Origin of the sequence: Anaerococcus sp. AGMB09787 (assembly GCF_022808955.1) — a bacterium.
Lineage (GTDB): Bacteria > Bacillota > Clostridia > Tissierellales > Peptoniphilaceae > Anaerococcus.
In genome coordinates, this window is the sequence record NZ_JAKZEY010000027.1 from 1 (window position 1) to 14166 (window position 14166).

At 36.1% G+C, this 14166-nt stretch carries 14 protein-coding genes and 2 pseudogenes; 15 read left to right on the forward strand and 1 reads right to left on the reverse strand.

Annotation, left to right across the window (positions count from 1 at the left end):
- The first annotated feature begins 205 nt into the window (after positions 1 to 205).
- Together MUN42_RS06590 and MUN42_RS06595 are read left to right on the forward strand one after the other, a co-directional pair.
- Positions 206 to 832, forward strand: a complete 627-nt coding sequence (locus MUN42_RS06590; protein ID WP_243343800.1) for a hypothetical protein — start codon at positions 206 to 208, stop codon at positions 830 to 832.
- 136 nt (positions 833 to 968) lie between these two features.
- Positions 969 to 1118 (forward strand): annotated as a pseudogene (locus tag MUN42_RS06595) (transposase); the annotation flags it as partial.
- Positions 1119 to 1528: 410 nt separating this feature from the next.
- On the opposite strand, the gene MUN42_RS06600 reads toward MUN42_RS06595, so the two are convergent.
- Positions 1529 to 1696, reverse strand: coding sequence for a hypothetical protein (locus tag MUN42_RS06600; protein WP_243343803.1), 168 nt, complete (start codon positions 1694 to 1696; stop codon positions 1529 to 1531).
- 194 nt (positions 1697 to 1890) lie between these two features.
- Between MUN42_RS06600 and MUN42_RS06605 the strand changes: the two are divergent.
- From MUN42_RS06605 to MUN42_RS06665, 13 genes and pseudogenes are all read left to right on the forward strand, one after another.
- A pseudogene (locus MUN42_RS06605) lies at positions 1891 to 2205 on the forward strand (terminase TerL endonuclease subunit); the annotation flags it as partial.
- A gap of 90 nt (positions 2206 to 2295) precedes the next feature.
- Positions 2296 to 3339: a Fic family protein gene (locus MUN42_RS06610; RefSeq protein WP_243343804.1), complete on the forward strand. Its 1044-nt coding sequence runs from the start codon at positions 2296 to 2298 to the stop codon at positions 3337 to 3339.
- Positions 3340 to 3678: 339 nt separating this feature from the next.
- The gene (locus tag MUN42_RS06615) at positions 3679 to 4653 is read left to right on the forward strand and encodes a zinc ABC transporter substrate-binding protein (protein ID WP_243343806.1); all 975 of its coding nucleotides are present in this window, start codon (positions 3679 to 3681) and stop codon (positions 4651 to 4653) included.
- A gap of 24 nt (positions 4654 to 4677) precedes the next feature.
- Positions 4678 to 5403: a metal ABC transporter ATP-binding protein gene (locus tag MUN42_RS06620; protein ID WP_243343808.1), complete on the forward strand. Its 726-nt coding sequence runs from the start codon at positions 4678 to 4680 to the stop codon at positions 5401 to 5403.
- Positions 5396 to 6277 (forward strand): iron chelate uptake ABC transporter family permease subunit, encoded by an 882-nt coding sequence (locus MUN42_RS06625; protein ID WP_243343810.1) that lies wholly within the window; start codon positions 5396 to 5398, stop codon positions 6275 to 6277. The genes MUN42_RS06620 and MUN42_RS06625 overlap by 8 nt, the downstream gene beginning before the upstream one ends.
- Positions 6274 to 7410 (forward strand): metal ABC transporter permease, encoded by a 1137-nt coding sequence (locus MUN42_RS06630; protein WP_243343811.1) that lies wholly within the window; start codon positions 6274 to 6276, stop codon positions 7408 to 7410. The genes MUN42_RS06625 and MUN42_RS06630 overlap by 4 nt, the downstream gene beginning before the upstream one ends.
- Positions 7382 to 7822 carry a metal-dependent transcriptional regulator gene (locus MUN42_RS06635; RefSeq protein WP_243343813.1) on the forward strand — a complete coding sequence of 147 codons (441 nt, stop codon included), beginning with the start codon at positions 7382 to 7384 and terminating at the stop codon, positions 7820 to 7822. The genes MUN42_RS06630 and MUN42_RS06635 overlap by 29 nt, the downstream gene beginning before the upstream one ends.
- A 21-nt stretch (positions 7823 to 7843) precedes the next feature.
- Positions 7844 to 8287 (forward strand): GNAT family N-acetyltransferase, encoded by a 444-nt coding sequence (locus MUN42_RS06640; RefSeq protein ID WP_243343815.1) that lies wholly within the window; start codon positions 7844 to 7846, stop codon positions 8285 to 8287.
- 177 nt (positions 8288 to 8464) lie between these two features.
- A complete protein-coding gene (gene fusA / locus MUN42_RS06645; RefSeq protein ID WP_243343817.1) occupies positions 8465 to 10519 on the forward strand; it encodes an elongation factor G in 2055 nt (684 codons plus the stop codon).
- A gap of 17 nt (positions 10520 to 10536) precedes the next feature.
- Complete coding sequence (locus MUN42_RS06650; protein ID WP_243343818.1) at positions 10537 to 12528, forward strand: alpha-amylase family glycosyl hydrolase; 1992 nt, start codon at positions 10537 to 10539, stop codon at positions 12526 to 12528.
- Positions 12525 to 13040 carry a GDSL-type esterase/lipase family protein gene (locus MUN42_RS06655; RefSeq protein WP_243343819.1) on the forward strand — a complete coding sequence of 172 codons (516 nt, stop codon included), beginning with the start codon at positions 12525 to 12527 and terminating at the stop codon, positions 13038 to 13040. Before MUN42_RS06650 ends, MUN42_RS06655 begins: the two co-directional genes overlap by 4 nt.
- Positions 13027 to 13881 carry a mechanosensitive ion channel family protein gene (locus MUN42_RS06660; RefSeq protein ID WP_243343820.1) on the forward strand — a complete coding sequence of 285 codons (855 nt, stop codon included), beginning with the start codon at positions 13027 to 13029 and terminating at the stop codon, positions 13879 to 13881. Before MUN42_RS06655 ends, MUN42_RS06660 begins: the two co-directional genes overlap by 14 nt.
- Positions 13859 to 14086: a DUF951 domain-containing protein gene (locus MUN42_RS06665; RefSeq protein ID WP_243343821.1), complete on the forward strand. Its 228-nt coding sequence runs from the start codon at positions 13859 to 13861 to the stop codon at positions 14084 to 14086. Before MUN42_RS06660 ends, MUN42_RS06665 begins: the two co-directional genes overlap by 23 nt.
- Positions 14087 to 14166 lie beyond the last annotated feature (80 nt).

Here is a 14166-nt window from a genome sequence, read left to right on the forward strand (position 1 = left end):
ACGCCAAAATACACAAAAGAATTTAGACTAAAACTAGTAAAAGAATATAAATCATAAGAATTATGCATTATGAAAAAATAAAAAAAAATATAAGATTCCTGGTGATATATTAAGAAATTCGATATATAAATATAAATCAGGAGGATTTGTAAACTTATCTTTTCATAAAAATATAAATAAGATACAATAATTATGAGGATAAATTATGATTGAAGATTTAGAAATAAAAGTAAAAGAAATATTAAAAGAAGATGAGACAATTTTAAATTATTATGTAGCTAAGAATTGTAAATCCTCATATTTTATTATAGCAAAAAATGAAAATAACTTTATAACATTTAGAATTAGCGATCATCCAACAAGTGCTTTTTATTCAAATAGAACCTTTAATGCAAGGAAAAATTTAGAAGAACTGATAAATGATATAAGAAAATATATGGATACTACAAAATGGTACACATTTAAATACCAAGATTATTTTTCTTTAAAGGTGATATTAATGATGCCATCGGATAGAATTCAGTTATATATTGATAATACAATGGGGATTTTCGACAATTCATTAACCGGGATAGTATTTTATCAGAGTATCAAAAAGAGGAAGAATCGTTGGGAATTTAACTCTGTTTCTGAATCTTTTCAGAAAGAACTCAGGAAACTTTTTGCAGCTGGTTTAATAAGTGATTATAGGCAAAGTGAAGATGAAATACTTGTTTATATAAATCAAGCAGGAAAGTTTATTATGGATTATGTGGAGTCAAAATATATAGATAGATTTAAAGAAGATGAAAAGGATATAGATTTTAAGTATATCATAGTTCCGGATGATTAATAATACTTGAGGGACTGTAAATACTTTATTTAAGAGACTGTGTAACATTTTATCTACAGAAACCTCCTTGTTAGGATAAAGAAAAACTAATCATGAGGAATTTTTATTCCAAGAAAAAACCGAAGACTTGACAAACTTAGACATATTTGAAGAAAAATAGGGTAAAAAATACCCAATGTGAGTAAGCTCATGGAAAAATAATTGGACTGGATTATCAAGCTATTTTAAATATCCAGAAGGTATAAGAAATCTAATATATACAACAAATGCAAGAGAAAACTTTAATAATAACAAATAAAAAACAAAACTATATTTCCTAATGATTATACTCTACAAAAAACCTGTATCTAGCCATGATAGGTGAATACATGGATGGAATAAAATATTAGCTAGATTAGCTGAAAATTTTATAGTTTATTAAACTTGTATAAAATTAAGACAAGCGCCATTCCTATAGGACTGGACAAGTATTGATAGAAAAAATGCATCAACCCTTAGCCTTTTATAAGGATTTAGCTTGATACACAAAATTATTTACAGACTCGCTTTAAGGATTATCTCTCACAAGGTCTATTTCTATCTAATTCTTCAGTGCTTATATCATTTACAATAAATCCTTTATTATCTAATTCTTGAAGAGGGTAAGACCCTATTCTAATACTACGCTAATTGTTTTCATATAATTATCCTTTTTATTTAGGGGGTGGCACCAACTACATAACCGTTATCACTAATAGTAATAGAAACCTTTACCATATCTCCATTATAATCAACTTCATATATAACCCTCGTCTGACTATGAAACTTTCCTTGATTTCCTACTATTCTTCCATTTTCTATAGCCATTTTTAGAAAGCTAGACATACTTTCAGATGTAAAGAAATTGATGACAATGTTTATTTATAATATGCTCAAGTCCAGTAGTCTCATTGCCTTTTTCAAGCCAAGCAAGATTATCGGTCTGGGTTTTAGCCACCATTAAGGCGGCCAAATATGTAAACCAATCGCTTATGAGTGACTATAATATATATGTTTATAGCTGATTATTTCGTAATATATTAATATTATATCACCAATTATTTAAAAGCTTATGTTCCTTAAACAAGGAACTAAGGAAACTCACACTTGAAAGAAAGATAGTCCATGGTGGTCATCCCGTTCTAAGATGGATGATGGATAATATCTTTATACGAACAGATCCTGCAGGAAACATTAAGGCAGATAAGGAAAAATCTACAGAAAAGATTGATGGTGTTATTGCGACGATTATGGCTCTTGATAGAGCTATTAGATGTAGAAGGTATGCAAGTGAATTTGTATATGATGATAGGGGGCCAATTATTTTTAATCTCGTTATATTAAAATTATCATAACCAAATCTATTAAAATGGCGATATTAATCTCGCCAATATTGATTTATATACGCCATTTATGGTACAATGGCGAGAAAGGTGGTGGATAGTATGAGACAATTTGATTATTCAAAGTTATTAAATTTAAATATACCAGCGAAAATGTATGGTTTAATATCAAAGATATATGAATATAAAGGAAAACAGGAACTTTATGTAGCTAACTTTTCTGATGTACTTGAAAAAATGGTAGAGGTTGCTAAGATTCAGTCGACAAAATCATCTAATGCAATTGAAGGAATTTCTACAAATGATAGTCGATTAGAAGAATTGATGAACAAAAAAAGTGAACCAAGAAATCGAAATGAAGAAGAAATATACGGATATAGAGAAGTACTAGATATCATTCACGAAAACTATGAGAATATTGAATTTACGAAAAATAATATTTTGACCTTGCATAATAGATTATATTCTTATTCTGGCGAAAGTCACAAGGGAAAGTTTAAGAACATGGATAATAGCATTGTTCAAATAAATACACTTGGAGAAAAAAGAATAAGATTTCAACCTGTATCTGCTTTTGAAACAGAAAGTTATATAGATAAAATGATTAGCGCCTATGATGAAGCAGTAGAATTAAATATACCACCACTCTTACTAATTCCAGTTGTGATTCATGATTTTTTGTGTATCCATCCATTTTCAGATGGAAATGGCAGAATGTCAAGATTATTAACGCTATTACTTCTTTACAAAAATGGATTTTTTGTAGGAAAATATATTTCTTTAGAGATGATAATTGAAGAAACTAAAGATATTTACTACCAAGAATTACAAGCTTCAAGTGAAAACTGGCATGAAGGAACAAATGATGAATTACCTTTTATAAAGTATATGCTATCAGTTATCTATAAAGCATATAGTGAATGTGATGATAGGTTTAAATTAATAGCAGAAAAATCTTTAAAATCTTCTCAAAGAGTCATGAAGGTATTTGATAATTCATTAGAATCCCTATCTAAATCAGATATTGTTATACTTTGTCCAGATATATCTAAGAGAACAATTGAAAGAGCTTTAAAAGAATTAAAAGATGAAGGCTTAATTAAACAAGTAGGTAGTGGAAGAGCGACTAAATACATTAAAGCTTAAAGTTATTAGCATCTACAGAAGTAGGTGCTATTTTTATGTATACTTTAGTGAGTTGAGCGAATAAAAGAGAGAGAAACAAAAACCACCTGCGATCAAGATGGAGAAAATTAGCTTTGGCTTCAAGTATCAGAAAACCTCCTATCTTTATTTGTTTTATGAATAAAATTATTTGCATGCATAAGAAAGTCAGGACTGGACTTAACAGATAAGTGGTAAGCAATGGAGCCTTATAAAATCTTCTAATAAATGATAATGCATATCATTGACAAAAATAAAAAAGGGGCTATGATAAATAATAAGGTATACCTAATTATTTTATTTGTTAAGAAAGGACAGACTATGAAGAGATTAATTTTTCTATTCGCCTTATGTTTATCCTTGGTAGGATGTAAGGCGGCTAATAACGAAGTTAAGGAAGCAAATCCTGAGAGTAAACCAGCAGCAACAATGGATGAGGGAAGTTCTGAAGAGACTTCTGCCAAGAAGAGTGTAACTGTTACTACATCATTTTTGAATGATATGGTGAAGAATTTAGCGGGGGATAAGGTTGATGTAAATCTTATTATTCCTGCAGGGGAAGACCCACACCTTTATGTAGCTAAGCCACAAGACCTCCAAAAGATCAAGGAAGCAGATCTTTTATTGTACCATGGTCTTCATTTTGAAGGAAAGATGATAGATGCCTTGGAAAAGACAGGCTATGCTGTAACAGAAACCTTTAGTAAGGACAAGCTAGGATCTATGAAAGAAGATGGGGCTGAGATTGTTGACCCTCACTTCTGGTTTGATATAGACCTATACAAGGAAGCTACTACTAATGCAGCTAATAAGTTGACAGAGCTTTTGCCTGAAGCTAAGGAAGAGATTGATGGTAATCTCAAGGCTTATCTTGCTAAGCTTGATGAGTTAGATGAAGAGAATAGGAAGGCCCTAGAAGCTATTCCTGAAGGTCAAAGACAACTTATTACTCCCCATGATGCCTTTAATTATTTCTCTAGGAGATACAATATTCCAGTTATGGCACCACAAGGGGTAAGTACAGATAGCGAAGTTGCCAATAAGGATATAGATAAGACTGTTGATTTTATTGTAAATAACAAGGTTAAGGCTATATTTGCAGAGTCAACTACAGATCCAGCTAGGATGGAGAAGTTAAAGGAAGCAGCTGCTGCCAAGGGCTTTGAAGTGAAGGTTGTATCAGGTGAGGGTCAAGAGCTTTTCTCTGATTCACTAGCAGCTGAAGGAGAAGATGGAGATACCTATATAGATATGTATAGGCACAATGTGAAGTTGATTTCAGAGAATTTGAAGTAAGATCTGAAATTTAGAAAGGTAGATATGCAAAAGGCAATTATTAAGGTAGAAGATTTGACAATGGCCTACCAAGACAAGCCTGTTCTATGGGATACAGATATTGAGATAGAGGATAATTCTATCACTGCTATCATAGGTCCCAATGGAGCAGGCAAGTCAACCTTGCTTAAGGGGATATTGGGGCTAAAGAAGAAGCTTGCCGGTAAGGTTGAGATTATGGGCCAAGACCTAAAGGAGGTGAAGAAGGATATAGCCTATATTCCTCAGTCATCTTCTGTGAATTGGGATTTTCCTACGACTGTTTTGGATGTTGTATTGATGGGAAGGTACGTCCACTTGGGTTGGCTAAGAAGACCTAGGAAGAAGGATACAGACCTTGCCCTAGCTGCCCTTAGGAAAATCGAGATGGAAGATTTTAAGGACAGGCAGATATCCCAGTTGTCAGGAGGTCAGAGACAGAGGGTTTTTATAGCTAGGGCCATAGCCCAAGATGCCAAGATTTATTTTATGGATGAACCCCTAGCAGGGGTAGATAAGAAAACTGAAAAGATTATTATGGATTTTCTGAAGGAAGCCCAAAGTCAGGGCAAGACTTCCCTTGTAGTCCACCATGATTTGAATACTGTTAGGGATTATTTTGACCATATAGTTATTTTAAATAAGCAGGTCATCGCCCAAGGCAGGGTAGAAGAAGCCTTCACTGAGGAGAATTTGTCTAAGGCAGGTATTTTGGGAGGCAAGTATGTTTGATCTTTCGATATTGAGCCAATATTCTTTTTTGGTGGTAGCCTTGGGGACTATGATCCTAGCTATAGGGGCTGGGGCTGTAGGAACTATTACGGTTTTGAAGGGCCAATCCCTCATAGGAGATGCCATAGGCCACAGTTCCTTTCCGGGAGTAGTTCTTGCCTTTATGATTTTTATGTCCAGGGATTCCATCCTTCTATTGCTAGGAGCTGTTAGTATGGGGGCTTTGGCTTATCTTCTTATTAACCTCATAGATTTAAGGTCTAAGCTTGACCTTGATGCTATCCTTGCTGTAATCCTCTCCTCTTTTTTTGGACTGGGTCTACTTTTGAAATCATATATCCAAGGTAATGAGAAGTTTGCTGGAGCTAGCCAGTCTTCTTTGCAAAATTATATTTTCGGTCAGGCAGCCTTTACTATGAAGAAGGATGTTTATTTGATTATGGCAGTTGCCCTAGTCGCCCTAGTGATATTGGTCTTGTTTTTTAAGGAGATCAAGCTCTATATTTTTGATGAGACCTATGCCAGGTCTATTGGACTTAATACTAGTTTTATCAATTTTTTGATTCTCTTTATGACCATGACTATAATTGGGGTTGGACTAAGTGTAGTGGGTTCTATCCTTATATCATCCCTACTTATTGTCCCAGCCATAAGTGCTCTTTGCTGGTCAAATGACTTTAAGAAGGTTCTTATCCTTGCAGGTCTTACTGGAGCTATAGGAGCCTTGGTAGGGACCTACCTCTCCCAAGTCCTAGATGGCTTTAGTACAGGGGCATCTATAATCCTTGTTATAAGTTTTCTTGCCTTTGTATCTATGATTTTTGGACCCAAGGGTCTTATTGGTAACCTTATAAGAAGGAGGAGGTACAAATGAGTATTGAATCATATATAAGCTTAATCTTCTCTTCCTATGAAGTTTTGATAAATTTGACCCTGGCAGCCCTTGCCTGCTCTGTGATTGGAGTATTTTTGCTCCTAAGAAAAATGTCCATGGTGGCAGATGCCATATCCCATACTGTGCTTTTGGGGATAGTGGTGGCCTTTCTTATAACTAGGGACATCAATTCTCCTCTATTGATAGTGGGAGCTAGTATCTTTGGTATCATTACAGTCTTTGCTATAGAGAGCCTATCAAAGACAGGTCTTGTCAAAAACGAGGATGCCGTCGGCATAATTTTCCCCTTGTTTTTTGCCATAGCAGTTATTCTTATATCAAGGTATGCGAGAAATGCTAACCTAGATGCTGATATGGTCCTCATGGGAGAAGTTATAATGACCCCTCTAAGTAGGATAGAGTTTATGGGCTGGTCCATGTCAACAAGCTTTGTCAAGATGGGAATAATGCTAATAATCAACTTAGTTTTTGTCTTTATCTTCTTTAAGGAATTGAAGATTACAAGCTTTGATAGTGAATATGCAAGTATAGTAGGTTTTTCATCAACTATCCTATTTTATGCCCTAATGAGCCTTGCCTCCCTTACAGCAGTTAGTGCCTTTGAAACAGTTGGAGCAATTTTGGTAGTTTCATTTCTGATAAGCCCTCCTGCATCAGCCTACCTCTTGACCAAGGATCTGAAGAACATGATCCTAGTTTCTATGGGCTTTGCTGTAATCAATTCCCTCATAGGCTACCTGGTAGGAATTTACTTTGACCTATCGATATCAGGTGCATCTGCCTTTGCTTCAGGTCTAACCTTTGGCATAACCTTCCTCTTTAATAAGGATGGTCTTATAAGACAAGCTATAAATAGGAAGAAGGCCAGGGAAGAGCTTGATGAGATGTCTGTAATTATCCATATAGGTAATCACCAAGGAAGCGATAGAGAAGATGTTGAACTAAATAGGTCTACCATCTACAAGCACCTAAATTGGGATAAGGACAGGTCTCAAAAAATATTAGCAAATTTAATAAAGAATAATATAGTTACTTTAGATAAGAATAAAATTTATAGACTTTCGGAAAAGGGACAAAACCTTTATGAAGAAGTCAGAAGGGGCAAGATTTAAGACGATGAATTTTTCTAGAGAAGATTACCTAAAGACTATATACAAGATGTCAAAAGACAAGGGCTATGTAAATAACAAGGACTTGGCAGAAAGCCTTGGGGTATCTCGAACATCGGTAAGCGAGATGAGTAGGAAGCTTAAGGCCAAGGACCTTGTAAGTATAGATAAGGGCAGGATCAAACTATCTGCCAAGGGAGATGCCCTAGCCAAGGACATCATATCCAGACACAGGATTTGGGAATACTTCTTGTTTAATAACCTAGGACTCGCTGGTAAAAAAGCCCACGATGAGGCAGAACTTTTGGAACACGTAACAAGCGATGAACTAAAAGATGCCCTAAACAAATACCTGGGCTACCCTAAGCAAAGTCCTAGGGGAAATATAATCTATGACAATAACGAAGAAAGTTAATTTAAACTGAGGGTGGTATCTATGAAAATTTATGAATTAAAGAGCAGAAAAGATAGGGAAGAACTTATCAATTATATGAGAGAGCAAGACTGGGGTGCAGCAAAGAAGCTAGCTCGTTCCCTACAAAGAAACACTGTCAAAGAAGACTTTGGCAGGGATGCAAGGGTATTTTTTGCGAGAGTTAACAATGACATTGTTGGTTTTTTTGCCCTAGTCAATAAAGACTATATAGAACTTGATGGATATGATTACTTTATAGCCATGGTGTGGGTTGACCCTTCCTATAGAGGTAGGGGATATAGTAGAGACTTTGTATCCTATGGTGAAGAGGTATCCGGCTACAAGGATATTTACATCCTAAGCCAACACAAGGGTCTCTATGAGAAGATGGGCTACACACTAATAGCGAGCTTTGAGGAAAGTTTTCATCCTATAGATTATCTGTATTACAAGGATCTTAGCTAATTAATATAAATTTAATCTTTAGATAAAGAAAGAAAAAATAAGGCAAAATGCCACAAAAAGTGAAAACATTTTCTAAAAAGTAGAAATTTTTTTGAATTTGCTATATAATATTATTGTATAATATAAAAAAGACATTTACATATTTATTGATATAAATGTTTTCACAAAGGAGTATATATGAAAAATTATGACACTAGTAAAATCAAGAATTTAGCTTTGGTTGGTCACTCTAAGGCAGGCAAGACCTCCTTAACAGAAGCCCTACTATATAAGACAGGCGTGATCGACAAGATGGGATCAGTCGAAAATGGCAATACTGTTTCCGACTATGAGGGTCAAGAGAAAAAGAGAAAAATTTCTCTTCAAACATCTATTATCCCAATTGAATATAATGATTTTAAACTTAATTTTATAGATTCTCCTGGATTTTTTGACTTCGAAGGGGAGGTTCTCCAAGCTCTAAGGGCTGCAGAATCAGCTTTATTTGTTATAGACGGGGAAAACGGTATAGAAGTTGGAACTGAAAAATATTGGAAGTACACCCAAGAATTCAACCTTCCATCTATATTTTTTGTAAATAAGTTAGATAAGGAAAATGCTAATTTCAATAAGGTTGTTTCAGATCTCCACATTAATTTTGGTAAAAAAATCATTCCTCTAACCCTTATGCTAGGTGAAGGAGAAGATTTTAAGGGACTTATAGATGTTATTGACAAGAAGGCCTATACTTATGAAAATGGCGAAAAGAAGGAAGTAAATATTCCAGAGATTAGGCTAGCAGAAGTAGACGAAGTATATAATCAAGTAATCGAAGCTGTAGCAGAATCTGATGATAGTCTTATGGAGAAATTCTTTGAGGGAGAAGAATTCTCTGAGACTGAGTTTAGGAAGGGACTTTCTAAGGCCATCCTCCAAGGTGAGGTTATTCCACTAATAGCTGGATCTTCTGATAAGCAAATCGGCTTAACAGCCCTCCTAGAAACTATTACCAAGTATATGCCATCTATGGATGATGAAGATGCCAATATCGGTTTTAGGGTTAAGGATGACTATGAAGCCTTTGAAGTAAAGGAAGATGCACCTTTCTCAGCAGTTGTCTTTAAGACTATGGCAGATCCTTTTGTAGGTAAGATTTCTATCTTCAAGGTCCTATCTGGTTCTGTTAAAAAAGATGATAAGATTTATAATGTAAGTAAAGATACAGAAGAGAAGGTAGCCAACCTCTTCTACCTCAGAGGTAAGGAACAAATCAAGACAGACAAGGTAGTGGCAGGAGATATAGGAGCCTTTTCTAAGGTAGAATCAGCATCTACTGGAGATACCTTCGCTACTCGTGATAATGTGATAGAATATAAGAGGATCAAGTATCCAAAACCAGTATTATTCTATGCCATAGCTGCCCTAAGCAAGAATGACGAGGATAAGATTTCTGAAGCTCTCCACAAGCTAAGTGAAGAAGACCCAACCTTCAAGTCAGAGAGAAACCAAGAAACTTCTCAATCAATCTTGTCAGGACTTGGTAATGTCCAACTTGAAGTCTTGATGGATAAGTTAAAAGATAATTATTCAGTTAATACAGAAGTTATAGACTACAAGATTCCTTATAGGGAAACTATTAAGTCTAAGTCAGATGTCCAAGGTAAGCATAAGAAACAATCTGGTGGTGCTGGCCAATATGGTGATGTATTTATCAGGTTTGAACCAAGTGATCAAGACTTTGTTTTCGAAGAAGAAGTATTCGGTGGAGCAGTTCCAAAGAACTACTTCCCAGCAGTAGAGAAGGGACTAGAAGAGTCCTTGGCAGAAGGCCCATTGGCAGGCTACAAGGTTACAGGTATCAAGGCTACCCTCTATGATGGTTCTTACCATCCGGTAGACTCAAACGAACAAGCTTTCAAGACAGCTGCTAAGATTGCCTTTAAAAAGGGTATAGAAGAAGCAGATCCTATCTTGCTTGAGCCAGTTATGAAACTTGAGATCAAGGTTCCTGACGAGAACTTGGGCGATGTAATGGGTGATATGAACAAGAGACGTGGTAGAATTTTGGGTATGGATCCACAAAATGACGGCAGTCAAGTAGTCTTGGCTGAAGCTCCACTAGCAGAAGTTTTGACTTATGCTATAGACTTGAGAAGTCAAACTAGTGCTCGTGGATCATTCTCAATGGAATTTGTTAGATATGAAGAAGTGCCAAGAGAAATAACGCAAAAGATATTAGAAAATAAAAATTAAGTATGACGGAGGGTGCAATGGCAAAGTGGGAAATTTTAAATATTGATCCATGGTTAAAGGATTATGAAAATGATATTAATTTAAGGATGGATGAATTTAAAAAACAAAAGAAAAGACTTGTAGAGAAGGGCAAAGATCTCAAGGAATTTGCCAATGCACATAATTATTATGGCTTCCACAAGACTAAGACTGGTTGGGTCTATAGGGAATGGGCTCCAAAGGCTGATGGCCTCTATCTCATAGGAGACTTTAATAATTGGGATAGACATTCTCACCCTTTGACCAAGATAAATGATGAGGATTGGGAGATTAACATCAAGGGAATTAGGACTCTCCCTCACGGATCTAGGGTCAAGGTCTTAGTAGATGCCAACAACAAAATCCAAGACCGTATTCCCCTATACGCAAGAAGGGTTGATAGGGATGAGAACAACGACTTTGCTGCTATCATCCAAAACCCTAGAAAGAAATTTAAGTGGGAAGACGATGGATTTAAAATCCAAAAAGAAGACTTATTAATATATGAAGCTCATATTGGAATGGCTGGAGAGGAAGAAGGAGTATCAACCTACAAGGACTTTGAAGAAAAAATCCTCCCTAGAATCAAGGAACTTGGCTACAATACTATCCAGCTTATGGCTATAGCGAGTCACCCTTACTATGGGTCTTTTGGCTACCAAGTAGCAAATTTCTTTGCTCCATCTTCCTGGTATGGAGAAAATAATGACCTCAAGTCCTTAATCAATACAGCCCACAAGCTTGGGATAAATGTAATAATGGATCTAGTCCATTCCCACGCAGTAAAAAATACGGCTGAGGGCATCAATGAATTCGATGGAACAGTCTACCAATTCTTCCATGAAGGAGCAGAAGGCAACCATCCAGATTGGGATAGCAAGCTCTTTGACTACCATAAGCCTGGAGTTTGCCACTTCCTCCTATCAAATATCAAATATTGGCTAGAAGAATACCACTTCGATGGCTTTAGGTTTGATGGGGTAACCTCTATGATTTATAGGAACCACGGCAGGGGAGTAGACTTTGATTCATACAAGAAATACTTCTCCCTCAATACAGATATAGAGGCGATCAACTACCTCCAACTTGCTAATGAACTTATAAGGGAAATTAAGCCAGATGCTATAACCATAGCAGAAGATATGAGTGGGATGCCAGGAATGTGCCTACCAATCGAAGATGGTGGTATAGGATTTGATTATAGGTTAGCCATGGGTATGCCAGATTTTTGGGAGAAGACCCTAGAAAGAAGAGATGAAGACTGGGATTTATCCAAGATGTGGTATGAACTATCCACCCATAGGCCAGAAGAAAAAAGAGTTTCCTACCTAGAAAGCCACGACCAGGCCCTAGTAGGTAGCAAGACTGCTATCTTTAGGCTAGCTGATAAGGAAATGTATTGGAATATGGAAAAAAGCTCTACAAACTTTATCATAGATAGGGCCATAGCCCTCCACAAGATGATAAGGTGGATTACCCTTTCTATGGGAGCTGATGGTTACCTCAACTTTATGGGCAATGAATTTGGTCATCCAGAATGGATAGACTTCCCAAGGGCAGAAAATGGCTATTCCTTTAAGTATGCTAGGAGGCAATGGTCTCTAGTAGATAATGATAAGTTAAGATATCAATATCTAAATGAATTTGACAAGGCCATGCTAGACTTTGCCAAGCAAAATAAACAACTATCATCCGAAACCTTTAGACTATGGCTTGATAATGACAGGAAGGTAATAGCCTTTAGGAATAGGGATATAGTCTACCTATTCAATTTCCACCCAGAAAATTCCTACGAATCCTTCCACCTACCAATCCATGATGTAGGTGAATTCAAGGTACTGATGGATACTGATGAGAAGAGGTTTGGTGGTAATGAAAGAATTAGCCACGACTATACCTACAAGACAGAAAAACTTGCAGGAACTGACTACGATGGCATCACAATCTATATACCAAGTAGGACAGCTTTAGCCTTGAGGAAGATAAAATGAAAATAACTTGCCTGGGTGATTCCTTGACAGAGGGTTACCTTGTAGGAGAAAATAACTATGCCCGTCTTATAGAAAAGGCGGGCTTTGATGTATCAAACCTTGGAATAAATGGTGCGTGGACAGATACCATGGTCAAAATTTATAGGTCTTTTATAGAAGGGGGAGGGGATGAAGAAGTCCTCATAGTCTTTGGAGGAACTAATGATTTTCTCCATGGCAAGTCCCCTCGATTTGTATATGACAATGTAAAAAGTATATTAGACATGTCAAAGGCTTGTAGGAAAATACTAGTAATACCCCCTCAAGTGGAAGAAGAGGAGGGCTACGATTTTTACAAGATGGTAAATGACAAGATAGAAGACTACTCTTTGCTCTTAAGAAAAGAAGACATAGAAACCATAGACGCAAGAACTATACCAGGCAGAAATATAGACGGCGTCCATTGGGACGTAACTTTTCATAGAGGCCTAAAAGATGAAATTTTAAGGAGGATAAAGGATGGAAAATCTTGAAAATCCGGAATTTTTACAGGGACTAATCAAAAATAGGTTACTCGCCAACATAATAACCCTTGCCCTCATAATAATAGCTGGAATTATTGCCTTGGCACTAATCAAAAAAATATTAACTAAATTTTTGAAGGGCAAGGGACTTAGAGAATCATCCCTAAACATAAACAAGGTTAACACAATATCTAAGGCTATATACTCCTTGATAAAGGTAGTGGTTATCTTTATAATAGTAACCCTTATACTAGAAATGTTTGGCATAAACACATCAACCATAATTGCCACAGCAGGAGTCGGTGGTATAGCCCTAGCCTTAGGTACCCAAACCATAATAGGCGACTTTGTTATGGGGGTGTTTATAATCCTGGATGATAGAATTAGAGTAGGAGAATGGGTCCAAACAGCAGGGATAGAAGGAGAAGTTGAATCTGTAGAATTTAGATACACCAAAATCAGAGACTTCAACGGGTCCCTCCACATAATCCCCAACTCTCAAATAAAAAATGTCCAAAACTACGATAGGGGCTATATGATGTCAGAAGTCTACTTCAACGTATCATATGATACCAAACTAGACCAAGTAAAAGATCTAATAGAAACAGTATCAAATGACCTCTACCAAAGAGAAGAATTCAAAGGAGCCTTCAAAGAAAAATTCTACTTCTTTGAAATAAACGAATTTAAAGACTTCTCTTATAGGGTGAAAATAATGGCGGAAGTAAAACATGGCACCCAATGGGCCATAGGCAGGGCTTGCAGGGAAGCTATAAAATACGAAATGGAAAAAAGAGGGATAAAAAGCGCCCTTTTGGAGCATGACAATGAAAAAATACAAGGTAAATGACATAGTTAGCCTTAAAAAAGGCCATCCATGTGGAGAAAACCTCTGGGAAATCCAGAGACTAGGAGCAGACATCAAACTAAAATGCATGGGCTGTGGTAAAAACATATGGATGAAAAGACTAGAATTTGACAAAAAAATCAGAAAAATCAAAGACAAAGACGGGAAAATGGTAGCTATAGTAAACTACGATCCCGAATCAAACTAAGCTCGCAATAAAAAGCGAGCTATTTTTTTACAAAAAAACTTGACAAAGAAAACCAAAGGATGTATACTCTAAAAGTCAGT